Source organism: Kribbella sp. NPDC049174 (assembly GCF_043197365.1).
Classification (GTDB): Bacteria; Actinomycetota; Actinomycetes; order Propionibacteriales; family Kribbellaceae; genus Kribbella.
Window position 1 is genome coordinate 1 of the sequence record NZ_JBICSZ010000022.1, and the last position, 21,146, is coordinate 21,146.

The 21,146-nt window shown below is 68.4% G+C and carries 23 protein-coding genes; 10 read left to right on the top strand and 13 right to left on the bottom strand.

The features are described from left to right. Positions 1 to 130: 130 nt before the first annotated feature. From ACGFIF_RS43885 to ACGFIF_RS43910, 6 genes are read right to left on the bottom strand one after another with little or no spacing between them, the layout of a single operon-like run. A complete protein-coding gene (locus ACGFIF_RS43885; RefSeq protein ID WP_393163811.1) occupies positions 131 to 1,555 on the bottom strand; it encodes a rhamnulokinase family protein in 1,425 nt (474 codons plus the stop codon). Beyond that, positions 1,552 to 2,994 (bottom strand): arabinose isomerase, encoded by a 1,443-nt coding sequence (locus ACGFIF_RS43890; RefSeq protein WP_393163813.1) that lies wholly within the window; start codon positions 2,992 to 2,994, stop codon positions 1,552 to 1,554. The genes ACGFIF_RS43885 and ACGFIF_RS43890 overlap by 4 nt, the downstream gene beginning before the upstream one ends. Positions 2,995 to 3,002: 8 nt before the next feature. After that, a complete protein-coding gene (locus ACGFIF_RS43895; RefSeq protein ID WP_393163814.1) occupies positions 3,003 to 5,036 on the bottom strand; it encodes a bifunctional aldolase/short-chain dehydrogenase in 2,034 nt (677 codons plus the stop codon). A gap of 6 nt (positions 5,037 to 5,042) precedes the next feature. Further along, positions 5,043 to 6,206, bottom strand: coding sequence for an L-rhamnose isomerase (rhaI, locus tag ACGFIF_RS43900; RefSeq protein ID WP_393163816.1), 1,164 nt, complete (start codon positions 6,204 to 6,206; stop codon positions 5,043 to 5,045). A 2-nt stretch (positions 6,207 to 6,208) separates the two neighbouring features. Next, on the bottom strand, positions 6,209 to 6,535 hold the full coding sequence (locus tag ACGFIF_RS43905; RefSeq protein WP_393163818.1) for an L-rhamnose mutarotase: 327 nt from the start codon (positions 6,533 to 6,535) through the stop codon (positions 6,209 to 6,211). Next, positions 6,465 to 7,373, bottom strand: coding sequence for an ATP-binding cassette domain-containing protein (locus tag ACGFIF_RS43910; protein WP_393163820.1), 909 nt, complete (start codon positions 7,371 to 7,373; stop codon positions 6,465 to 6,467). The genes ACGFIF_RS43905 and ACGFIF_RS43910 overlap by 71 nt, the downstream gene beginning before the upstream one ends. Positions 7,374 to 7,587: 214 nt before the next feature. Between ACGFIF_RS43910 and ACGFIF_RS43915 the strand changes: the two genes are divergently transcribed. Next, a complete protein-coding gene (locus ACGFIF_RS43915; protein WP_393163822.1) occupies positions 7,588 to 8,718 on the top strand; it encodes a LacI family DNA-binding transcriptional regulator in 1,131 nt (376 codons plus the stop codon). On the opposite strand, the gene ACGFIF_RS43920 is transcribed toward ACGFIF_RS43915, so the two are convergent. Further along, complete coding sequence (locus ACGFIF_RS43920) at positions 8,698 to 9,390, bottom strand: TetR/AcrR family transcriptional regulator (RefSeq protein ID WP_393163824.1); 693 nt, start codon at positions 9,388 to 9,390, stop codon at positions 8,698 to 8,700. The two genes, ACGFIF_RS43915 and ACGFIF_RS43920, sit on opposite strands and share 21 nt — an antisense overlap. A gap of 99 nt (positions 9,391 to 9,489) precedes the next feature. Here ACGFIF_RS43920 and ACGFIF_RS43925 point away from each other — a divergent pair, with 99 nt between their 5' ends. Together ACGFIF_RS43925 and ACGFIF_RS43930 are read left to right on the top strand one after the other, a co-directional pair. Further along, entirely contained in the window at positions 9,490 to 10,293 is an 804-nt protein-coding gene (locus tag ACGFIF_RS43925; protein WP_393163826.1) for an alpha/beta fold hydrolase, read from the top strand. 5 nt (positions 10,294 to 10,298) lie between these two features. Then, positions 10,299 to 10,862 (top strand): dihydrofolate reductase family protein, encoded by a 564-nt coding sequence (locus ACGFIF_RS43930; RefSeq protein WP_393163828.1) that lies wholly within the window; start codon positions 10,299 to 10,301, stop codon positions 10,860 to 10,862. On the opposite strand, the gene ACGFIF_RS43935 is transcribed toward ACGFIF_RS43930, so the two are convergent. Further along, positions 10,809 to 11,120, bottom strand: a complete 312-nt coding sequence (locus ACGFIF_RS43935) for a hypothetical protein (RefSeq protein WP_393163830.1) — start codon at positions 11,118 to 11,120, stop codon at positions 10,809 to 10,811. The two genes, ACGFIF_RS43930 and ACGFIF_RS43935, sit on opposite strands and share 54 nt — an antisense overlap. Before the next feature lie 231 nt (positions 11,121 to 11,351). On the opposite strand from ACGFIF_RS43935, the gene ACGFIF_RS43940 reads away from it, so the two are divergent. From ACGFIF_RS43940 to ACGFIF_RS43950, 3 genes are all read left to right on the top strand, one after another. After that, positions 11,352 to 12,296: an aldo/keto reductase gene (locus tag ACGFIF_RS43940; RefSeq protein WP_393163833.1), complete on the top strand. Its 945-nt coding sequence runs from the start codon at positions 11,352 to 11,354 to the stop codon at positions 12,294 to 12,296. Beyond that, the gene (locus ACGFIF_RS43945; protein WP_393163836.1) at positions 12,293 to 13,576 is read left to right on the top strand and encodes a hypothetical protein; all 1,284 of its coding nucleotides are present in this window, start codon (positions 12,293 to 12,295) and stop codon (positions 13,574 to 13,576) included. The genes ACGFIF_RS43940 and ACGFIF_RS43945 overlap by 4 nt, the downstream gene beginning before the upstream one ends. Before the next feature lie 93 nt (positions 13,577 to 13,669). Continuing rightward, positions 13,670 to 14,221 carry a DUF4240 domain-containing protein gene (locus ACGFIF_RS43950; RefSeq protein ID WP_393163838.1) on the top strand — a complete coding sequence of 184 codons (552 nt, stop codon included), beginning with the start codon at positions 13,670 to 13,672 and terminating at the stop codon, positions 14,219 to 14,221. On the opposite strand, the gene ACGFIF_RS43955 is transcribed toward ACGFIF_RS43950, so the two are convergent. The 3 genes from ACGFIF_RS43955 to ACGFIF_RS43965 all read right to left on the bottom strand — a co-directional run bounded on the left by ACGFIF_RS43955 (position 14,218) and on the right by ACGFIF_RS43965 (position 16,594). Further along, positions 14,218 to 14,886: a hypothetical protein gene (locus ACGFIF_RS43955; protein ID WP_393163840.1), complete on the bottom strand. Its 669-nt coding sequence runs from the start codon at positions 14,884 to 14,886 to the stop codon at positions 14,218 to 14,220. The genes ACGFIF_RS43950 and ACGFIF_RS43955 overlap by 4 nt on opposite strands. Positions 14,887 to 14,922: 36 nt before the next feature. Further along, positions 14,923 to 16,155: an RNA polymerase sigma factor gene (locus ACGFIF_RS43960; protein WP_393163842.1), complete on the bottom strand. Its 1,233-nt coding sequence runs from the start codon at positions 16,153 to 16,155 to the stop codon at positions 14,923 to 14,925. Between the two features lie 76 nt (positions 16,156 to 16,231). Beyond that, complete coding sequence (locus ACGFIF_RS43965) at positions 16,232 to 16,594, bottom strand: YciI family protein (protein WP_393163844.1); 363 nt, start codon at positions 16,592 to 16,594, stop codon at positions 16,232 to 16,234. Positions 16,595 to 16,758: 164 nt separating this feature from the next. Here ACGFIF_RS43965 and ACGFIF_RS43970 point away from each other — a divergent pair, with 164 nt between their 5' ends. From ACGFIF_RS43970 to ACGFIF_RS43980, 3 genes are all read left to right on the top strand, one after another. Beyond that, entirely contained in the window at positions 16,759 to 18,162 is a 1,404-nt protein-coding gene (locus ACGFIF_RS43970) for an MFS transporter (RefSeq protein ID WP_393163846.1), read from the top strand. 90 nt (positions 18,163 to 18,252) lie between these two features. Then, positions 18,253 to 18,408, top strand: a complete 156-nt coding sequence (locus ACGFIF_RS43975) for a DUF6131 family protein (RefSeq protein ID WP_393163849.1) — start codon at positions 18,253 to 18,255, stop codon at positions 18,406 to 18,408. 299 nt (positions 18,409 to 18,707) lie between these two features. Next, positions 18,708 to 19,019: a YciI family protein gene (locus ACGFIF_RS43980; protein ID WP_393163851.1), complete on the top strand. Its 312-nt coding sequence runs from the start codon at positions 18,708 to 18,710 to the stop codon at positions 19,017 to 19,019. Here the strand turns inward: ACGFIF_RS43980 and ACGFIF_RS43985 are convergent. Both ACGFIF_RS43985 and ACGFIF_RS43990 read right to left on the bottom strand, forming a co-directional pair. Next, entirely contained in the window at positions 19,005 to 19,787 is a 783-nt protein-coding gene (locus ACGFIF_RS43985) for an enoyl-CoA hydratase/isomerase family protein (protein WP_393163853.1), read from the bottom strand. The genes ACGFIF_RS43980 and ACGFIF_RS43985 overlap by 15 nt on opposite strands. Positions 19,788 to 19,837: 50 nt before the next feature. Further along, on the bottom strand, positions 19,838 to 20,359 hold the full coding sequence (locus ACGFIF_RS43990; protein ID WP_393163855.1) for an ester cyclase: 522 nt from the start codon (positions 20,357 to 20,359) through the stop codon (positions 19,838 to 19,840). 55 nt (positions 20,360 to 20,414) lie between these two features. Here ACGFIF_RS43990 and ACGFIF_RS43995 point away from each other — a divergent pair, with 55 nt between their 5' ends. Then, a complete protein-coding gene (locus tag ACGFIF_RS43995; RefSeq protein ID WP_393163857.1) occupies positions 20,415 to 21,050 on the top strand; it encodes a TetR/AcrR family transcriptional regulator in 636 nt (211 codons plus the stop codon). Positions 21,051 to 21,146: the final 96 nt, after the last annotated feature.

Consider the following 21,146-nt stretch of genomic DNA (forward strand, 5'->3'; position numbering starts at 1 on the left):
CAACATCGCGGCCGGACGGGCCGTCAGCGCACGCCGAGAGACGCCCGCACGGGTCTCGCCGAAGCGTGAACCTCAACACGCTACCTCCGCGTAGTCGTTGGAATCCTCAGCCTTCACGGCGAGGAGGAAGTCAACTTGTTCCGAACACCCGGGACTCGGCGGCGTCCCAGTCGGCCGGTTTTCCCTGCGGCTCGTAGCGCCGCAGTTGATGGGTGGCACGAACCAGGGCGCGCATCGCGCCCAGGTCCGGCAGTGGTTCGCCCAGGGCACGGGCCTGGACGAGGATGTTGCCGAGCGCGGACGCCTCGACCGGCCCGGCCAGCACGGGCAGTCCACAGGCGTCGGCGGTCAACTGACAGAGCAACTCGTTCTGCGATCCCCCGCCGATGACGTGCAGTACGTCGACCGGCCGGTCCGCGATCGTCTGCGCCTGCCGCAACGTCCGGCGGTAGGCGAGCGCGAGACTCTCCAGCACACAACGGACCGTGGCCGCCTGCGACCGCGGCAGCTCCTGGCCGGCGGCCTGGCAGTGCTCCTCGATCCGGCGTGGCATGTTGCCGGGGGCAAGGAATTCGGGGGAGTCCGGATCGATCAGGACGGCGAACGGCGGGGCGTCGGCGGCGGCGGCGAGCAGCGCGGGCAGATCGTCGGCACCCCAGATCCGCTGGCACTCCTGCAGGATCCAGAGCCCCATCACGTTCCGGAGGAACCGGATCCGCCCGTCGACCCCACCCTCGTTGGTGAAGTTCGCCTCCCGCGCCTCCGCGGTCAGCACCGGCGCATCCAGCTCCAGCCCGACCAGCGACCAGGTCCCGGACGAGATGTAAGCGAACCGCTCATTAACAGCCGGTACGGCAACCACCGACGAAGCAGTGTCATGAGACCCAACCGCAATCACCGGCGTACCTTCAGCTAGCCCAGTCGCGTCCGGCAACACCGTTCCGATCACGTCACCAGGCTCACGCAACTCCGGTAAGAGCTTCATCGATACACCAACACGCTCAGCCAGCACCGGGCTCCACGCCCGAGTCCGCACGTCGTACAGCTGCGTGGTCGAGGCATTCGTCCGCTCGCCCGCGGCCTGCCCGGTCAACCAGTAGGCCAGTAGATCCGGGATCATCAGCAGCATGTCTGCCTGCCCGAGCATGCCCTCGGCGGCCAGCTGGTAGATGGTGTTGAAGGGGAGTTGCTGGAGGCCGGTGATGTTGTACAGCTCGGCGGCGGTCACCCGCTGCAGGACCTGCTCCATCACGCCGTCTGTGCGGGAGTCGCGGTAGTGGATCGGGTTGCCCAGGAGGCGGCCCGACGCATCCAGTAGGCCGTAGTCGACGGCCCAGGAGTCTATGCCGATGCCGTCGACTGAGCCCGCCGTGCGGAGGCCTTCGAGGATTGCGCGGTACAGGTGGAGGATGTCCCAGTGGAGGGTGTCCCGGACCTGCACCGGGCCGTTCCAGAAGCGGTGGATCTCGGACAGCTCGAGCACACCGTCACCGACGGAGCCGAGCATGACGCGTCCGCTGGACGCGCCCAGATCCACCGCCGCGACACGCTTCATGGCGAGACGACGGTGAGGTCGAGATGCAGCAGGTCCGCGACCGCCTCCAGGTCCTTGGCCCGGTGACCGGTGCCGAGCGCCCAGTGATGCGCCACACCCGACCCGGACCACGCGTCGGTCCACTCACCCGGGTCGCACCCGAAGTCGACCCGCGACGTGGTGTTCCCGATCTGCAGCAGCGGCCCGGGTACGACGGTGCCCTCGGACGCGATCAGGTTGAACGAACCGTCCCGGCGCTGGCCGAGACCGCACGCCGTCACCGGCCCATGCTTCACATCGAATTCGACGGACACGCCCCAGCCACGCTTGCCGTGGTACACCCCGAGCCCACGCAGCAACGGCTTGCTCGAGCTGATCGCCAGGTGCGCCGGCCCGTCGTGACCCATCTCGACCACGTTGTCGTGGAAGTTCAGCGCCTGCAGCTCGGTGAACGACCCGCCGGCGCCGAGCCGGTCCATCACCAGCATCGCCAGCGACGTCCGCAGCTCGTACTCGCCGGCCGCCGGAATACCCCTTGCCGTCAGCAACGACGCACCGAGGATCATCCCGGCCGCGACCCGCTCGTGCATCTCCCCGTCGAGCCCGCGGTGGTAGTACGCCAAGGAATCAAGGGAGAAGTCCTCGACCAGCCGATCGAGCGCGACCGACACCGTCGCACCCCAGCGGAAGTCCTCCTCGACCACCGAGTCGTCCAAAGTAAAGACGTCCCGGGCCAGGTCCATCCGGGCCGCGGTCTCCGCGTCGGTGACCTTCTCCACCCGGACCCGGAGATCGTCGATCTCGAGGATCTCCACATGCCCACCGAGCTGGGACGACACCAGCGTCGGGTCGGTGATCACGTCCATCATCCCGGGATACAGATGTCCGAGCAGACCGTGCCGGCCGTGCCGGAACGCCGCCCGTACGCCGGCCGCCCGGATCCACCGGTCGATCCGGGCCCACGCCCGCTCGTCCTCGAGGTATCCCGAGACCGACCGGAAGTCGATCCCGCAACGCTCGAACGCGTTCGCCATCTCGGGCAGCGGGCAGGCACCGCAGTACGCGAGCCAGGCGCCGGTGTCGAAGGTCGCGTGGTTCATCGACTCGGTCGGCTGCAGGTTGAGCAGCAGCACCGGCGCACCGCTGCGCTGCGCGACCGGCACCAGCATCGACGCGGTCATGTAGGTGGTCAGGAAGCCGACGATCAGGTCGCAGTCGGCCAGCCGCAGCTTCTCGGCCGCCGCGGCGCCTTCCTGCGCGTCCGAGATGAACCCGACGTCGACGACCTCACAGTCCAGCGCCGAGAACCGCTCGGACACCCGCCGCGCGGACGCCTGCAACTGCGGCAACAGGTCGGGGAACTGCGGCCAGTAGGCACCCAGACCGCCCGCGACCAGCCCGATCCTGGTCTTGCGTGTGGTGATCCGCTCCAGCCCGGGGCGGACATCCAGCTCCGTCATTGCGACTCCTAACGCAGGAACGCGGCGGCTACGCCGGCATCGACGGGAACGTGCAGACCGGTCGTGTGAGTCAGCTCTCCACCGGTCAGAGCGAAGACGGCCGCCGCAACGTGCTCCGGCAGTACCTCCCGCTTCAGCAGCGTGCGCTGCGCGTAGTACGCACCCAGCTCCGACTCCGGTACGCCGTACACCGCGGCCCGCTGTGCACCCCAGCCCTTGGCGAAGATCCCGGAACCGCGGACGACGCCATCCGGGTTCACACCGTTGACGCGGATACCGTGTTCGCCGAGCTCTGCGGCGAGCAGCCGGACCTGGTGCGCCTGGTCGGCCTTGGCCGAGCCGTATGCGACGTTGTTCGGGCCGGCGAAGACCGAGTTCTTGCTGGAGATGTAGATGATGTCGCCGCCGATGGCCTGGTCGATCAGCACCTTCGCGGCCGCCCGCGAGACCAGGAAGGACCCCTTCGCCATCACGTTGTGCTGCAGGTCCCAGTCCTTGTCCGTTGTCTCCAGCAACGACTTGGAGATGGACAATCCGGCATTGTTGACAATCAGATCGACCCCGCCGAAGGCGAGTACGGCAGCACGCAACGCCTCCTCGACGGCCTCCGCGGACGACACATCGGCACCCACGGCCACCGCGATATCGGTCGACCCGATCTCCTTCGCCACCGCCTCGGCCGCGGCCAGGTCCAGATCGGCCACCACAACACAGGCACCCTCGGCGGCCAGCCGCTGCGCGATCGCCTTCCCGATCCCCGAACCACCACCGGTCACAAAGGCGACACGAGTCGCCAGGGGCTTCGGTCGAGGCATCCGCTGCAGCTTGGCCTCCTCCAGCGCCCAGTACTCGATCCGGAACTTCTCGCTCTCGTCGATCGGCGCGTACGTCGACACGGCCTCGGCGCCACGCATCACGTTGATCGCGTTCACGTAGAACTCGCCGGCCACCCGCGCGGTCTGCTTGTCCTTGCCGAAGCTGAACATGCCGACACCGGGCACGAGCACGATCGCCGGGTCCGCACCACGCATCGGCGGGCTGTCCGGCTGCGCGTGCCGGTCGTAGTACGCGGCATAGTCCTCGCGGTACTGCAGATGCAGCTCCCGCAGCCGGATCACGGCCTCCTCGAGCGGCACGGTCGCCGGCAGGTCGAGCACGAGCGGCCGGACCTTGGTCCGCAGGAAGTGATCCGGGCACGACGTGCCCAGCGCGGCAAGCTCGGCCAGCCGCTCCCGCGCGGTGAACTCCAGTACGACGTCCGAGTCGTTGAAGTGACCCACCTGCGGCTTGTCCGTCGACGCGAGACCGCGGATCACGGGAGCCAGGGCAGCAGCACGCAGTCGTCGTTCCTCGGCCGGCAGCGCCTCGAAGCCGGGCACCACGGCACCGAAAGGCTCGGGCTTGCCACGCTCGGCCAGGAACCGTTCTGCCGTACGGATGATGTCGAGGGAGTTCGCCTCGCACTCGGCCGAGGTGTCGCCCCACGCGGTGATGCCGTGGCCACCGAGGATGCAGCCGATCGCCTGCGGGTTCTCGCGCTTCACCTGGGCGATGTCGAGACCGAGCTGGAAACCGGGTCGACGCCACGGCACCCAGACCACCCGGTCGCCGAAGCACTCGGCGGTGAGCTTCTCGCCGTCGGCCGCGGTCGCCAGCGCGATCCCGGAGTCCGGGTGCAGGTGGTCGACGTGCGATGCGTCGACGAGACCGTGCATGGCGGTGTCGATCGACGGGGCCGCGCCGCCCTTGCCGTGCAGGCAGTAGTCGAACGCGGCGACCATCTCGTCCTCACGATCGACGCCGGGGTACACGTCGACCAGGGAGTTCAATCGGTCCAGCCGCAGTACGGCGAGACCCGACTCCGTCAGCGTGCCGAGGTCGCCGCCCGAGCCCTTCACCCAGACCAGGTCGACCGGCTGCTGGGTGACCGGGTCGGTCGTCGTTCCCTTCGCCGAGGTGTTCCCGCCGGCGTAGTTGGTATTGCGCGGATCGGCACCCAGTCTGTTGCTACGCGCAACGAGTTCGGCTGCAGTGTCGGTCATAGTGGTTCAGGCTCCCCATCCGGCCTGCTGGCCGTCGGCTCGGTCCTTGACGATCTGCTCGAAGTACCCGCTGCGCTGGTAGGCGGCGACCGGGTTCGGGTCCAGCCCCTGCGACTCGCGCAGCTCGGCGAGCAGCGGGCGGACGTCGGTGTTGTAGGCGTCCATCAGTGCGGCGTTCGCACCCAGCACGTCACCGGAGGCCTGGGCCGCCCGGAGCGCGTCCCGGTCGACCAGCAGCGCCTTGGCGGTGGCCTCCTGGACGTTCATCACCGACCGGATGATGGCCGGGATCTTCACCTCGATGTTGTGGCACTGGTCGAGCATGAAGGCGATCCCGCGGTCCGGATCGAGGGCGTCGCCGCGGACGATCTCGTTCATGATCCGGAACAACTGGAACGGGTCCGCCGCGCCGACCATCAGGTCGTCGTCGGCGTAGAACCGGCTGTTGAAGTCGAACGCGCCCAGCTTCTTCGCCCGCAGCAGGAACGCGACGATGAACTCGATGTTGGTCCCCGGCGCGTGGTGCCCGGTGTCGATACAGACCGTTGCCTTCGGCCCCAGCTCCAGGCAGTGCGCGTACGACGTACCCCAGTCCGGCACGTCCGTGGTGTAGAAGGCCGGCTCGAACAGCTTGTACTCCAGCAGCATCCGCTGGTCGTCGCCGAGCCGGTCGTACACCTCCTTGAGCGCGGCCGCCAACCGGTCCTGCCGCTCCTGGATGTCGTCCTGACCCGGGTAGTTCGTGCCGTCGGAGAACCACAGCTTCAGGTCGCGAGACCCGGTCGCGTCCATGATGTCGACACACTCGAGCAGGTGGTCCGTCGCCTTCCGCCGGACCCGCGGGTCGGGGTTGGTGACGCTGCCCAGCTTGTAGTCGTCGTCCTGGAACACGTTGCTGTTGATCGCGCCGAGCCGGACGCCCTGTCCCTTCGCGTACGCCGCCAGCGCCGCGTAGTCGTCCACCTTGTCCCAGGGGATGTGCAGCGCGACGCTCGGAGCGACACCGGTGTACTTGTGCACCATCGCGGCGTCGGCGATCTTCTCCTCCGGCGAGCGCGGCACACCAGGCTGGCTGAACACCTTGAACCGGGTGCCCGAGTTCCCGAACGCCCACGAGGGCAGTTCGATCTCCTGGCGGCTCAGTGCGTTCCTGACAGCGTCGGTCGTCATGGTCAGTCCTCTTTCAGGTGGAAGATCTCGGGGAGCAGCAGGAAGGACTCGTCCGGCGGCCTCCCATCGATCCCGGTGAAGAATTCGGTCATCTGCGCCTGCCAGCGGGTGTTCACCTCGGTCGCCGCCATCGCCTTCTGCGCCGCCTCCAGGTCCTCGGCCTCGACGTACCCGATCAGCAGGCCGTCGTCGCGGAGGAAGAGCGAGTAGTTGTGCCACCCGGTGTCGCGTAACGCGGCCTGCATCTCCGGCCAGACGTCACGGTGGCGTTCGACGTACTCCTCCAGGCGCTCGGGTTTGACCTGGAGACAGAAGCAGTAGCGATTCACGGGGCAGCCTCAGAAGTTGAACTGGTCGATGTTGGTCGCGGTGAACTCGGTCGGCGGGCCGAGCACGACCTGCGTCGACGTCCTGTTTGGGGAAGAGCGCGCCGAGCTCGCGGCCGACCATCTTGCGGACCATCTCGTCGACGGTGATGTCGGTCAGCAACTCGGTGGACACGTGCTTGCCGTCGCGCATGATCGTGACCCGCTCGCACAGCGCGGTGATCTCCTCGAACCGATGCGAGATGAACATCAGCGCGGCACCGTCGTCACGCAGTGACCGGGCGACCGCGAACAGTCGCTCGACCTCGACCCCGGTCAGCGCGGCGGTCGGCTCGTCCATCACCACCACGCGCGCGTCCGCGGACAGCGCCTTGGCGATCTCGACCAGCTGCTGATCCGCGATCGACAGGCCGCGGGCCGGCCGGTTCGGGTCGATCGACACGCCGAGCCGGGTGAACAGCTGGGCGGCCTGCCGGACCATCGCGGCCCGGTCGATGGTTTTGAAACGACCCAGAGGCTGGCGGCCCATCGCGATGTTCTCGGCCACGGTCAGATCCGGGAACAGGGTCGGCTCCTGGTAGATGACGGCGATCCCGGCCGCCTTCGCGTCGGCCGGCGTGTGCAGCTCGGCCGGTACGCCGTTCAGCTCGATCGTGCCGGCGTCCGGGCGATGCACACCGGCCAGCATCTTCACGATCGTGGACTTCCCGGCCCCGTTCTCGCCGACCAGGGCGTGCGCCTCACCGCCGTACAGGTCGAAGGAGACCTCCCGGACGGCGGCGACCGCGCCGAACGATTTCGACACCCCGCGGACCCGCAGCAGGGGCGTGCCGTCGGTCATGGTCACCTCCAACTCGGGGCGGCTGAGTTGCTGAAAGGTTTCAAGAAGATTGCACGAACGTAAGGGCGGGCGGCTGGGGGCGTCAAGAGGTGGTTCGCGTTTCGAGGCCGATCCCGGACGGACACTGCGGGAAACCGAGGGAAAACAGGTACGCTCTGGCCGCTAAGACGTTTCAAAGCCGGCCCACCAAGGGCCTTGACGCGGGAGGTCGAGCATGGCAGCGGACAGCGCGCCTGAGCAGGCCTCCGCGGCAAGCGTCACGGGCTCGTCGCGCGCGGCCGGCAGTCGTAAGGCTGGCGCCGCCGGCGGGCGGCGGCGGAAGGCCAAGCAGCATGCGGCTGGGGTGAAGGCGGTCGCGGCGGCGGCTGGGGTCTCATTGGGGACCGTGTCGAACGTGCTGAACCGGCCGGAGGTCGTCAGCCCGGTGACGCGGGCCAAGGTCGAGGCGGCGATGGCGTCACTCGGGTTCGTCCGCAACGAGTCGGCCCGCCAACTCCGGGCCGGCAGCAGCCGGATCCTCGCGTACCTGATGCTCGACGCCGGCAACCCGTTCTTCACCGACGTCGCGAAGGGTGTCGAAGAGGCTGCCCGCGCGGCCGGCCTCTCGGTCTTCCTCTGCAACAGCAACGAGGACGCCGACCGCGAGGCCGACTACCTCGACCTGCTCGAGCAGCAGCGGGTCCAGGGGGTGCTGATCACCCCGATCGACCAGAACTCGTCCCGCCTGCGCAAACTCCCCGCCCGCGGTACGCCGGTCGTCGTGGTGGACCGGGCCATCGACGACGGCGAGCACTGCTCGGTCGCGGTGAACGACATCCTCGGCGGCGAGCTCGCCATCGCGCACCTGCTCGAGCTCGGCCACGACCGGATCGCGTACGTCGGCGGCCCGAACACGATCGGACAGGTCATCGACCGTCGCGACGGCGCCCGCCGCGCGTTGCGGAAGGCCGGGAAACCCCCGGAAAACCTGATCGAACTGACCACCGGCGCCCTCACCGTCGCCGAAGGCAGGGGCGCAGGGCAACGACTTGCCGGGTTGCCGGCGGCCCGCCGCCCGACGGCCGCGTTCTGCGCCAACGACCTGTTGGCGCTGGGCCTGCTGCAGCAGTGCGTGAGCCTCGGCCTGCGGGTTCCCGAGGACCTCGCCATCGTCGGGTACGACGACATCGAGTTCGCCGCCGCGGCCGCCGTACCACTGACCTCGGTCCGGCAGCCGCGTCAGCTGCTCGGCCGGACCGCGGCCGAGCTTCTCCTGGACGAGTCGTCGAACCCGGACCACGAGCACCAGCGCGTCACGTTCACGCCTGAGCTGGTCGTCCGGACGTCAACTCGCGGCACCCTCTAGGCCGTAGGCGGCGAGGAAGACGTCGGTCGCCTGGTCGGCGAGCTTGTCGAGCTCGCCGGGGACCGGGGCCGCCGCGGTGCCGGCGAACATGGCCCGGTTCATCGGTTTGTACATGACCAGGCCGGCGAACTGGTACGCCGCGAGGGTCGGATCGGGTAGTTCGCGGAGCAGACCGCGCTCGGTCAGCCGGGTCAGCGCCTCACCCAGCGTCTCGAGCGACCGCTCGAAGCCGACGGTGAACCAGCGACCGCAGACGTCGGGGAAGCGATCGGCCTCGGCGATGACGAGACGGCGCAACTGCAGCACGCTGGCGGTGGTGAGGCTGTCGAGGAAGCGCCGGGCCAGCGCCCGGAGGGCTTCGCGCGCATCGGTCGCCTGGTCGAGCGTCTCGGCGTACGCCTGGCTCAGTCCGTCGAGCAACTGATCGCTGGTGCCGAGGACGATCTCGGCGAACAGGCGCTCCTTGTTCTCGAACTGCTTGTAGACGGTCTGTTTGGAGACGCCCGCCTTGGCGGCGACCTCGTCCATACTCGCGCCCAGGTACCCGTGCTGCAGGAAGACCTCGGTCGCCGCGGCCAGGATCGCCCGGCGTTTGCGCGGTGTCCGGCCCTCTCCCTCGATGGCGACGGCCTGCTCCGGCTGCCAGACAGCAGCCCGTTGGCGTTGATCCACGAAGTCCTCCTTTGTGCTCCCGAAAATCATACTAGACAGTCCAGTTCTCTTCTGAGTACTGTACGGTCTAGTTCCGGACGACACCACAGGGAGGCTCCGATGAGCACAATGAAATCCGCAGACGGTACGACGATCGCCTTCGACGCCATCGGGGAGGGCCGGCCGCTGATCATGATCGACGGCGCCACCGCCCACCGGGCCGTGAACCCGTCGAACGCCGAGGTGGCGAAGCTGCTGAGTGACGAGTTCCGGACCTACGCCTACGACCGGCGCGGCCGGGGCGAGAGCACCGACGCCAAGCCGTACGCGATCCAGCGGGAGATCGAGGATCTGGCCGCCCTGATCGAGGACGCCGGCGAGCCGGTCATCCTGTTCGGCTGGTCCTCGGGTGGATTGCTCGCACTGGACGCCGCGGCGGCCGGGCTGCCCGTCACCGCGCTGGCCTTGTTCGAGCCGCCGGTGGTGACCGACGACGGCCGTCCGCCGCTGCCGGCCGACTACGTCGAGCGACTCGAGGCCAGTGTCGAGGCCGGGCGCCCGGGCGAGGCGGTGGAGCTGTTCATGACCGCGGCGGCGAACATGCCGGCCGAGTTCGTCGAGATGGTCCGGGGGACGCCGATCTGGACCGGGGTCGAGGAGATCGCCGCGACGATCGCGTACGACGGCCGGATCATGGGCACGACGATGTCGGGCAACCCGCTCCCGGCCGAGCGCTGGGCCGCGGTGGACGTCCCGGTCCTGGTCATCCACGGTGACGCCACTCCGCCGTACCTGCAGGCCGGTGCCGAGGCCGTGGCCGAGTTGCTGCCGACCGCGAGGTTGCTCCCGGTGACGGGCGAGAACCACAACGTCGAGCCGCCCGTGCTCGCTCCGGTCCTGCGCTCGTTCGCCCAGGAGCTCTGATCGCGATGGGGACGATCGTGGTGACCACGTTCAGCTCGCTCGACGGCGTCGTACAGGCGCCCGGCGGGGAGGACTTCAAGTACCCCAACTGGAGCTTCGAGTTCGATCGCGGCGAGGAGGGGGAGAAGTTCAAGGAAGACGAGGCGTTCGGCGCCGAGGCGTTGCTGATCGGCCGCAAGACCTACGAGGGTTTCGCCTCCGCCTGGCCGGAGTACGAGGGTGTATTGGCCGACAAGTACAACGGCATGCCGAAGTACGTCGTCTCGAGCACGCTCACCGACCCGAAGTGGAACAACACGCGCGTGCTGTCCGGCGACGTCCGCGCCGAGGTCGCCAAACTCAAGGACGAGGTGGCCGGCGAGATCCAGGTCCCGGGCAGCATCCAGCTCGCCCAGGAGATGATCGCCGCCGACCTGGTCGACGAGATTCACCTGATGATCTTCCCGGTCGTCCTCGGCACCGGCCGGAAACTCTTCGGCGAGACCCCGGACAAGTCGCGGTGGCAGCTGATCAAGTCACTGACCGTCGGCGAGGGCGTGCTGATCACTGTCTTTCAGCGCAGCCGTTGACCTGGCCAGCGGGCACCCAGTACGGCGATGCCGAGAGCCGTCACGACCACGACGGCAAGCCCGGTCCTGAGGGTGGCCGGCCACCCAACCGACCAGGACCGGGCTGACGATGAAGGAGCTGTACCCCGCCGACTTGGTGACCGCACCGCCCGTCCGGACCGCGGCCAGCATGCGTCCGATCAGGGACGCGAAGTGGTAGGCGGCAACGCCGGCGCCGGTGAACAGGTCATGGACCTGGCTGAGGAGGGCGAACGCCACCGACGTACCGCCGAAGCCGAGTAGCAGGACCGGGCGGTGGACCGCCCAGACACCGACGTGGAAACCGAGGACGAGGACGACGGACGCGCGGACTCACCGCGCGCTGTGTCTCCCTTCGCCCAGGTCACCTGGCTGCATCGTCACACCCGGCAGGCTAGCCGCCCGGCCCCGACGGCCTCCACCAATTGACGACTTGACCTAGAGAGCGCTCTAGGAGGTTGGGTTCTCGGCATGCTGAACATCGCGCTGGGTGCAATGGAGTATGGGACACGGATCGGGGAGAAGGAGTCATTCGCGTTGCTGGACGCGTACGTCGACGCCGGCGGGGAGTGGATCGACACGGCGAATTGCTACGCGTTCTGGCAGCACCCGAGCGGACACGGGGGGCAGAGTGAGGAGTTGCTCGGCCGGTGGTTCGCTTCGCGGCCGGGCGTGCGGGAACGGGTGAAGCTGGCGACGAAGGTCGGCTGCGAACCGCTCTGGCCCGGCAGCTACCCGGCGCACTCGGAAGGGCTCAGCGCGAAGGCGATCGAGACTGCTCTGGAGACGTCGCTGCGGCGGCTCGGTGTTGATCACATCGACCTGTACTGGGCACACCGGGACGACCGCTCGACGCCACTCGAGGAGACGGTTGCCGCGTTCGGCAAGCACGCAGCGGCCGGCACGATCGGCCGCATCGGTCTATCGAACTACGCGCTGTGGAGGACCGAACGGATGCGCGGTTTGGCGCTGGAGCAAGGTGTGGAGGGCCCGACCGCGCTGCAACTGCGCTACTCCTACCTCCAGCCGCGTCCGTTCGTCCGCGACCACGCCCACGACCACCGCTTCGGCTGGATCACCGACGACGTCCTCGACTACGCCGAGACCAACCCAGCGCAACAACTCTTCGCCTACGGCCCTCTCATGTCCGGCGCCTACGAGAACCGCCCCGACCGCCCCATCCCCGAAGCCTTCGATCACCCCGGCACCACCCGCCGCCTCCAGGCCCTGTCGGGGGTCGCGGAAGCCCTCAACGTCACCCACTCCGAGGTAGTCCTGGCCTGGCTCACCTCCGGCGCCCCCGCCGTCACCCCAATCATTGGCATCAGCAACCACACCTACCTGACCACCGCCCTCCGCGGTGCCCGCCTCACCCTGACCCCCGAGCACCGAGCCCGGCTGGACGAGGTGTGGTGACCTCTTCGAATCAGGTCCCCTTCCAGTTGGGCGAACGTCGCCTCTATCCCGATGGACTGTTGCGTGCGCGACGGGGGCAGAAGCAGTGGACGGCGCTGGTCGAGGTGAAGACCGGTGTCAACGAGCTGAGCACGGAACAGCTCGAGGCCTATCTCGACATCGCCCGAGAGCAAGACTTCGACGCCGTGATCACGATCTCGAACGAGATCCCGGCGATCGCCGGCCTGCACCCAACCAAGGTTGACAAGCGGAAGCTGAAGCGCGTCGCGATGCATCACTGGTCGTGGTCGATGGTGCTGGCCGACGCTGTGCTGCAGAAGGAGCATCGCGGCGTCGCAGATCCCGATCAGGCGTGGATCCTCGGCGAGCTGATCCGTTATCTCGAGCATCCACGATCGGGAGCACTTCAGTTCGACGACATGGGACCGTCCTGGGTGACGACCAGAGAAGCCGTTGCCTCAGGCACGCTTCGCGTCGGGGACAAGTGTGCTCCGGAGGTGGCGGCGCGGTTCGATGCCCTGCTCCGTTACGTGAGCCTCCAGCTCGGCCGGAAGCTCGGTGACGATGTGACGCCGACACTCAGCCGAAAGGAACTCGCCGAGCCCGCACTGCGATCGCAGGCACTCGTGCAGTCCATGTGCACGAACGGAACCCTGCAGGGCTCGATCAACATCCCGAACGCTGTCGGGCCTCTGGTCGTGACGGCGGATCTCCGCGCCGGTGTGGTCACCTGCCATGTCGATATCGCGGCGCCGAGGGACGGCCGGGCAACGACCAGGGTCAACTGGCTGGTCCGTCAATTGCGGCACGCACCGGACACCGCTCGCATCGAGGCATTCGTGATGCACGCCCGCGGTACGGGTACGGCGGAGCTCCTGCGTGCTGTCCGTGAGCAACCCGCGCTGCTGATCGAGGATCCGAAGAAGGAACTGCGGTCGTTCCGGGTGGCACTCGGGCTCCCGCTCGGCACGAAGCGTGGCCGCGGCCGGGGCGCCTTCATCGATTCGATCGAGAATGCGATCAACACCTTCTACGGCGACATCGTTCAGGACTTGCGGGCCTGGACGGCGGCCCCGCCGCGTCTCCGCGAGGCACCGGCGCAACCAGACGAGCGGCCGGCCCTGACCTCGACGGCGCTCTCCTCTCAGGACGGCACCGAACCCGACGAAGCCGCGGCCGGCTCGACTGCGGAAGGTGACGACGAGCCGACGCAGATCCTGTCCAGGATCACTACCGATACCGCGGTTCCGGTGCCTGCTTCGGCTCATCCCAAGCCTTGACGTCCGGGTTGGCCGAGCACGGGTGAGACGTCGGGCTGAAATCATCTGAATCAGCGCTCCCCTTAGGCCGGGGGCTGGTGAGACGCTGTGGGGGTGGACAGGGATGGGTTCTGGGGATTGGTCGAGGATGCGCGCGGTGGGGTGGATGACACCGTCGCGGATCCGGACGGGGTAGCGGACGCGCTGACCAAGCTGCTGGGTGGGCTGGAGGCCGAGGCGATCGCGGGGTTCGGGGCCGAACTCGCGCGGTTGCAGGTCGAGTCGTACCGGTGGGACCTGTGGGCGGCGGCGTACCTGATCAACTCGGGGGCCTCGGAGGACGGGTTCGACTCGTTCCGGGGCTGGCTGATCGCGCAGGGCCGGGAGGTCTGGGAGGCCGCGCTGGCCGTTCCGGACTCGTTGGCCGACGTGGTCGACGAGGACCGGCCGGAAGGCTTCGAGGGGTTCGACGGCGAGGGGCTGCTGCACGTCGGCAGTCACGCGTACAAGAACGTCACCGGCGACGAGGCGGCGTACTGGAAGGCGGTCGACGCCGAGGCGCCGGACACGCCGGACCTGCCGGCCGGAGAGGAGATCGACTTCGACGACGAGGACGACCTGCACACCCACTTACCCCGGCTGGCCGCGCTCTACCTGGACAGCTAACCCGGTTCGCCGCTGAGGCGTTCGATCGCGGCGCGGAGGCGGCGGCGCCAGGCGGGCTGCCCTGCGTCCTCGTCCGCCGCGGCCAGGCTGACCAAATGCTGCGCCATCTCGAAGCCTTCTGACGTCCGCGGCTCGAGGTCGGTCGGTACGGCGGCCTGCGGCTCGTCGTGGTCGAGCTCGATCCGCCTGGTGGTCCACCCGAACCCGTCCGGCACGAGCAGCTCCGGCACCAGCGACTCGTGGCTGAGTGACGACAACTCCTGGTCACCGTTGCCGATGCTGAAGATCGTCGTACCACGTCGCCGTACGTCGCTGATGCGCTCCAGCAGCGTGTCAGCCGGGTCCTCCTCGGCCACGACCAGCAGCGACTCGCCCCGGCCCGCGTCACGCAACCTGTCCAGTCCGATCGACAGGTGCGGCGGTGCGCCCGGTGGCGGCGACCAGCGGACGAGTGCCGGGCGGATGTGCTCGACACCGGCTCGGTGCAGCTCGTCGTCGAGGTGTGCGGTCAGGTGCCACGGCTCGTCGTCGGCCGGCCCGAACAGCATCAGGCCGCCGGTCCGGGTGGTGAACCTGCGGAGCGAGTGGGCGAACTCCGTGGTCTGGCTGCCGAGCTCTGTCCCGGTCAGCATCTCGCGGAGGAGTGACGCTCTGGTGAGATCCACCCCTCAAACTTGGCACAAGCCGGGGTGTATCGCGACTCAGGCGAGCCGGTCCGCCTTCGATTGCAGGTAGTTGCGCTCGGGCACACTCGTCGTACGGCGGGCCGCCAGCAGGTAGCTCTCGCGAGCACCGGCGGCATCACCCGACATCTCCAGCAGGTGAGCCCGCACAGCCTCCAACCGGTGGTGCCCGGCCAGGCGGTCGTCGGACTCGAGCGGCTCGAGTACGGCGAGCCCCTCCTTCGGACCGTTCGCCATGGCCACCGCGACCGCGTGGTTGAGCTTCACCATCGGGTTGTCCACCATCTGCTCGAGCACCTCGTACAGCGCGACGATCTGCCGCCAGTCTGTGTCCTCGGCTCGTCCAGCGGTGTCATGTACTGCGGCAATCGCTGCCTGCACCTGGTAGGGCCCGAGCTGTGTCCGAGACAGGGCGTCGGTCACCAGCGCCTCACCCTCGACGATGGTCTCCTTGTTCCACTTCGACCGGTCCTGCTCGGCCAGCGGGACCAATGCGCCGTCAGGCCCGGTACGAGCAGGTCGCCGCGCATCGGTCAGCAGCATCAGTGCCAGCAGCCCCGCCACCTCACCGTCGTCAGGCAGCAGTCGGCGCACACCACGCACCAGCCGGATCGCCTCGGTGGTGAGCTCAGCACTGTGCAGCGACGTACCGGACGAGGCCGTGTAGCCCTCGTTGAAGATCAGATAGAGGACATGCAGTACGGCGCCCATCCGCTCGTCCCGCTCGGCTTCCGGTGGCAGCTCGAACGTGCTGCCGGCCTGTTTGATACTGCGCTTCGCCCGGCTGATCCGCTGCGCCATCGTTGCCTCCGGCACCAGGAAGGCGGCCGCGATCTGCGCGGTGGTGAGACCGCCGACCGCGCGCAGCGTCAGCGCGATCTGCGAGGCCGGCGACAACGCCGGATGGCAGCACAGGAACAGCAAAGTCAGTGTGTCGTCCCGGCCGCCCGGATCGTCGATGTCGGGGCCGGAGGCAACGAACTCCTCCGGTGCGGCGAGCTGGGCCGCGTTCTCCTCACGCTTGCGCCGGGCCGACTCGCTGCGCAGCAGGTCGGTGAGCCGGCGCGACCCGACCCGGATCAGCCAGCCGCGCGGGTTGTCCGGCACCCCCTCGGCCGGCCACTGCTGAGCGGCCGCGAGCAGCGCCTCCTGGACCGCTTCCTCGGCCAGGTCGAAGTGCCCGTAGTGCCGGACCAGCGCACTCAGCACCTGCGGCGCCTGCTCGCGCAGCAGCAGCTCGAAGTCGGTCACACCTTCACCTCGCTTCGCTCGGCTCCGGCGCGACCGAGAACGGTGCTCCACCCATTTGTTCGCTCGCTGCGCTCGCTCACATCTCCAGCCCGGAGGTGTCCATCACCGGCCGCACCTCCACCGCGACGTACTTCGCGTCCGGCATCCGCGCCGCGTAGCTGATCGCCTGGTCGATGTCATCGCACTCGACCAGATAGAACCCGGCCAGATGCTCCTTGGCCTCAGCGTACGGTCCGTCGGTGGTCGTGGTGGTGTCGTCGCGCACCAGGACGGTCCGGCTGGTGATGGGGTCGGCCAGGCCGGCCGCACTGACCAGGAGGCCCTGCTCGCTCAGTTCACGCGTCAGCTCCTCATGGGCCCGCCCCAGACCCTCGCGTTGCTCGGCGGACAGGCTCGCCCAGCTGTCGGGGTTGCTGTAGATCAGCAGCACATATTTCACAGGCACCATCCTGACGCTCGCGGAGGCCGCTGTGACCCCCTCTCACCCGGTACGTCGGACCCGGTGGACGACTTTCGACAGAAATGTCGAGGTGGTCCTGGCCGCCCCGACGTCCCCACCGAGTGACGCCCAGCCGGGGCGTTCCGCCGCACTGGAGATGTCAGATGGTGACAGAGTCGAAGCGCTGGTGGGCACTGGCGTTGCTGTGCCTGACCGGGTTCATGATCATTCTGGACGCGTCGATCGTGCTGGTCGCGGTCCCGTCGATCGAACGTGAACTGACGTTCTCGAGCGGTGGCGTGCAGTGGGTGCCGAGCGGGTACGCGCTGATGTTCGGCGGCCTGCTCCTGCTGGGTGGACGCATCTCCGACCTGCTCGGCAGGCGTCGGGTGTTCATCACCGGGCTGCTGCTGTTCGCCGGGTCGTCACTGCTGTGCGGGTTCGCCTGGAGTGGTGACGCGCTGGTGCTCGCACGTGGGCTGCAGGGCGCGTCGGCCGCCGTACTGCTGCCCAGTGCGTTGTCGATCGTGATGACGACGTTCCCGGATGGCGCGGATCGCAACAAGGCGCTCGGGATCTGGGGAGCGACCAGCGGGGTCGGCGGTACGGCGGGGTCCCTGATCGGAGGCCCTGTGACCGACGGACTCGGCTGGCAGTGGATCTTCTTCATCAACGTGCCGGTCTGCGTGCTGGTCGTCGTACTGGCGCCTGCACTGTTGCTGGACAGCCGTGTGCCTGGCCGACGCGGGTTCGACGTCGCCGGCGCGGTCACTGTGACCAGTGCGCTCATCGTGCTCGTGTACGCCGTCATCGAGGCGCCGGACTCCCCAGTCGTACGGACGATCGCGCTGTTGGTGTTGTCGGGCTTGCTGTTCGCGCTGTTCGTGCTGGTGGAGAAGAGGTCGGCCGCACCGCTCGTGCCGCTGCGGATCTTCCGGTCGCGTGCTCTGGTCGGCGGGAACCTCATCACGGTCGGCTGGGGTCTGTCCGCGTACGGGCTGAACTACATCTACACGCAGTACGCCCAGCTGGCGCTCGGCATCTCCGCAGTCCGCTATGGCCTCATGTCCGCCGTACTCGCGGCTGCCGCGGTCGTGGCGTCGATCATCGGCCAGCACCTGGTCACGAGGGTCGGACCGCGCCGGGTCGCCTTCGTATCGCTACTGGTGTCCGGAGTCGGTGCGACGCTGATGACCCAGCTGACAGTGCACTCCGGCTACTTCGAGCTGGCCTTCTGGGGTCTGACCATCTTCGGCGCCGGACTAGGCGCCGGGACCGTGGCCGGCTCCATCGCCTCGCTCAGTGATGTGGCCGGCGACGACTCCGGTGTCGCATCCGGGCTGCAGAGCGCCAGCTTCCAGATCGGTGGTGCGGTAGGCATCGCAGCCCTGTCCGCCGTCGCAGCAGCCAGTACGACGGGCGCAACCCCGACCGCACTGACGCACGGCTACCGGATCGCGTTCTGGGCGGTGTGGGTGTTCATCGCCGTCGGCATCGCTGGATGCGGTCTCCTCGTCAGCCGGAAGCGACCGGTGGAATCACCGTTGCAGACAGTCGCCGCGCCATAAGGTCAAACACTTGTTGGAGGTTTGCCGAGTGGGCACCGGATTCAATGTGGCCGCCACCCTCCGCCCGGCGGCCCTCTAGAAGGAGGCTTCATGCTCATCCTCGGACTGATCCTGTTGGTCCTGGGTCTCGTGCTGAACATCTCGATCCTGTGGACGCTCGGCATCATCGTGCTGATCGTCGGGGCCGTGCTGTTGCTGCTCGGGTCCACTGGCCGCGCCGTCGGCGGACGACGGCACTGGTACTGATCCGTTGGAAGACCTCAGAACCCCGCGGGCCATCCGGTCCCGCGGGGTTCTGCATGGCTACGGTGAGCCCTTGACGTCCTCCCCGACCTAAGGGCGAGGATTCCAACAGCTACGCGGACGCAGCGTGTTGAGGTTCACGCTTCGACGAGACCCGTACCGGCGTCTCTCGGCGTGCACTGACGGCCCGTCCGGCCGCGATAATCCATCCAATCAGCTGGGACCGACAGTCGCCAATCGCCGAAGGGAGGCAGTCGCGGATCCTCGTCGCCCTGACGGACGGACCTTCCCGCGACCAGCCCATGAAGTACGTCGTGATGATCTACGGGGCGGATGCTGCCCGCCGGATACCCGAAGTCAAGACCGAGCTGGCCGCGACCGGCGAGCTCGTCAGCGCCGAGGAGCTCCAGCTCCCGAGCGAAGGCCGGATCGTCCGGATCCGCGACGACGCGCCGGCGGTCACCGCCGGCCCGTTCGTCCCGACCGATCACCAGGTGTCCGGGATGGTCCTGATCGACGTGGCGGACGACGACCGCGCGGCAGCCGTCGCCGCGCGCATCTCCGCCCTCGTCGGCGACCGGGTGGAACTGCGCGGAACGCTAATCAGCGCCTGAGGGAAACTCGGGCCGGCGCTTCCCGGCGAACGCCGCGATGCCTTCGGCCAACTCGCCGGTCGCGATCGTCTCCTGATAGCGCTTGAAGGCCAGCACGTCGGCGTCCGCACCCGCGAGTAGCGCATTGACCGACTCCTTGGCCGAGCGGATCGTCAGCTGCGAACGCGACACCAGCGTCGCCGCGAACGCCTCGACCTCGGCATCCAGCTCGGCCGGCTCGACCACGCGATCCACCAACCCCTTGAGCTCAGCCTGTGCAGCGGTGAGCAGTTCGCCGCTGAAGAGCAGGTACTTCGTCGTCGCGGGACCGACCAGGTCCAGCAGCACCTTGATCGCGTCCGGCGGATAGACCACTCCGATCCGGGCCGGTGTCACCCCGAACAGAGCGTCGTACGCCGCGAACCGGAAGTCGCAGTTCACCGCGATCTCCAGCCCGCCGCCGATGCAGTGCCCGCGGACCACCGCGATCGTCGGCTTCGGGAACTCCCGCAACGCCGCCTGCGCCCGCAGGTTGAACGCGCGCAGCTCCGCCATCGGATCGGCCGGATCGGCGCCGGAGATCAGCTCGCCGATGTCCGCGCCGGCCGAGAAGCCCGGCCCGGCCCCGGTCACCAGCAGCACCTTCACCGCGTCGTCCGCGGCCAGCTCGGCCAGCACCCCGGGCAGGGCCTCCCACATCGCCCGCGTCAGCGCGTTCCGCTTCTCGACCCGATCGATCACCAGCCGGGCCACCGCCCCGCCCTCGATCCGGAAACCCAGCTCGTCCACCCCCGCAGTCAACCAGCCGGCGGCGCCGCGCGCCGCCGGCTGGATCACACCTAGGCGGCGGCGCGTTTCGTGCGGGACTTGGCGCGCGCCATCCGGAACAGGTACGCCGGGGTCGGCGGAACCCAGCCGAGTTGCTTGGCCTGGCCGAGGTCGTCGCGGTTGGCCCAGTGCTCGACCACCTTGCCGTCCTGGATTCGCAGCCAGTGCGACTGAGTGATGGCGAAGGTCTTCCCGGTCGGCGGGAACACCGTGTCCACGCCCTCGGTGGTGTAGACCGCGAACGGCGCGACATGCCGGCCGCTCATGGTCGAGTGGATCGCCACCAGGTTGCCGTCGGCAACGACATGGTTGATCTCGTAGGCCAGGTCCGCGAACGCGGTCCGCAACCAGAGCGCGATCGCGTAGTAGCCCGCGGGTCCGCCGACGCGGCACTCCGGCGGCTCGACGTCACCCTCCCGGTTGACCGCGTCCGGATGGACGACGGCCTCGAAGTCGGCCCGCTCGCCGTCGGCCATGATCCGGATGCAGCGAACGGCGAGATCGCTCGCCGACACGCCTGCCGTGGTACTCATGCTTCCCCCTAGAATTCGATACAGTGAACCTGTATCTAAAACCATGGGACCGGTGATGACAGAAGTCAAGAGGCAGTACGACGCCTCCGGCCGGCGCGCGCAGGCCCGGCAACGGCGGCGCGACGTCGTGGTCGCCGCCAGGGACCTGTTCGAGGCCAACGGGTTCCAGGCGACCACCATCACCGCGGTCGCCAAGCGCGCCGGCGTCTCGGCCGAGAGCATCTACAAGGGCTTCGGCACCAAGGCGGCTCTGGCCAAGGCGGTCTTCGACTTCGTCCTCGCCGGTGACGACGAGCCGGTGCCGATGGCCGAGCGGCCCGAGTCACAGGCGATCCAGGCCGAGCCCGACGTACGGCGGAAGATCGCGCTGTACGTCGACGGCCTGTCGCTCCGGCAGGAGCGGTCGGCCCGGGTGCAGATCCTGATCCGGGACGGCCGTCATCACGACGAGACGTTGCGGGAGACCTGGCAGACCCTGCTGGACGAGCGGCTGATCGGGATGACGATGTTCGGCCGCCACCTGGTCGACAGCGGCCAACTGCGCGACGGCATCACGGTCGAGGAGGTCGCCGACGTCCTGTGGACCTACATCTCGGTCGAGCTGTACGAGCTCCTGGTCCTGCAGCGCGGCTGGCCGCTCGAGCGGTACGCCGCCTGGATCGGACGAGCGATCACCGACGCTCTGCACTGAAACGACGACACGAAATTTGCCCAAGCGTTTGATCTCGGGCCGATTACATCCGGATAGCGTGCAGATCACGGTCGGCGTGCGCTCGGCATGTTCGTA

What these genes read in the sequence shown, in the direction of transcription:
- ACGFIF_RS43910 (WP_393163820.1), bottom strand. Translation starts at nt 7,373, where the DNA reads ATGACCGACGGCACGCCCCTGCTGCGGGTCCGCGGGGTGTCGAAATCG.
- ACGFIF_RS43885 (WP_393163811.1), bottom strand. Translation starts at nt 1,555, where the DNA reads ATGAAGCGTGTCGCGGCGGTGGATCTGGGCGCGTCCAGCGGACGCGTC.
- ACGFIF_RS43990 (WP_393163855.1), bottom strand. Translation starts at nt 20,359, where the DNA reads ATGAGTACCACGGCAGGCGTGTCGGCGAGCGATCTCGCCGTTCGCTGC.
- ACGFIF_RS43915 (WP_393163822.1), top strand. Translation starts at nt 7,588, where the DNA reads ATGGCAGCGGACAGCGCGCCTGAGCAGGCCTCCGCGGCAAGCGTCACG.
- ACGFIF_RS43890 (WP_393163813.1), bottom strand. Translation starts at nt 2,994, where the DNA reads ATGACGGAGCTGGATGTCCGCCCCGGGCTGGAGCGGATCACCACACGC.
- ACGFIF_RS43930 (WP_393163828.1), top strand. Translation starts at nt 10,299, where the DNA reads ATGGGGACGATCGTGGTGACCACGTTCAGCTCGCTCGACGGCGTCGTA.
- ACGFIF_RS43975 (WP_393163849.1), top strand. Translation starts at nt 18,253, where the DNA reads ATGCTCATCCTCGGACTGATCCTGTTGGTCCTGGGTCTCGTGCTGAAC.
- ACGFIF_RS43940 (WP_393163833.1), top strand. Translation starts at nt 11,352, where the DNA reads ATGCTGAACATCGCGCTGGGTGCAATGGAGTATGGGACACGGATCGGG.
- ACGFIF_RS43995 (WP_393163857.1), top strand. Translation starts at nt 20,415, where the DNA reads ATGACAGAAGTCAAGAGGCAGTACGACGCCTCCGGCCGGCGCGCGCAG.
- ACGFIF_RS43970 (WP_393163846.1), top strand. Translation starts at nt 16,759, where the DNA reads ATGGTGACAGAGTCGAAGCGCTGGTGGGCACTGGCGTTGCTGTGCCTG.
- rhaI (WP_393163816.1), bottom strand. Translation starts at nt 6,206, where the DNA reads ATGACGACCGACGCTGTCAGGAACGCACTGAGCCGCCAGGAGATCGAA.
- ACGFIF_RS43895 (WP_393163814.1), bottom strand. Translation starts at nt 5,036, where the DNA reads ATGACCGACACTGCAGCCGAACTCGTTGCGCGTAGCAACAGACTGGGT.
- ACGFIF_RS43925 (WP_393163826.1), top strand. Translation starts at nt 9,490, where the DNA reads ATGAGCACAATGAAATCCGCAGACGGTACGACGATCGCCTTCGACGCC.
- ACGFIF_RS43980 (WP_393163851.1), top strand. Translation starts at nt 18,708, where the DNA reads ATGAAGTACGTCGTGATGATCTACGGGGCGGATGCTGCCCGCCGGATA.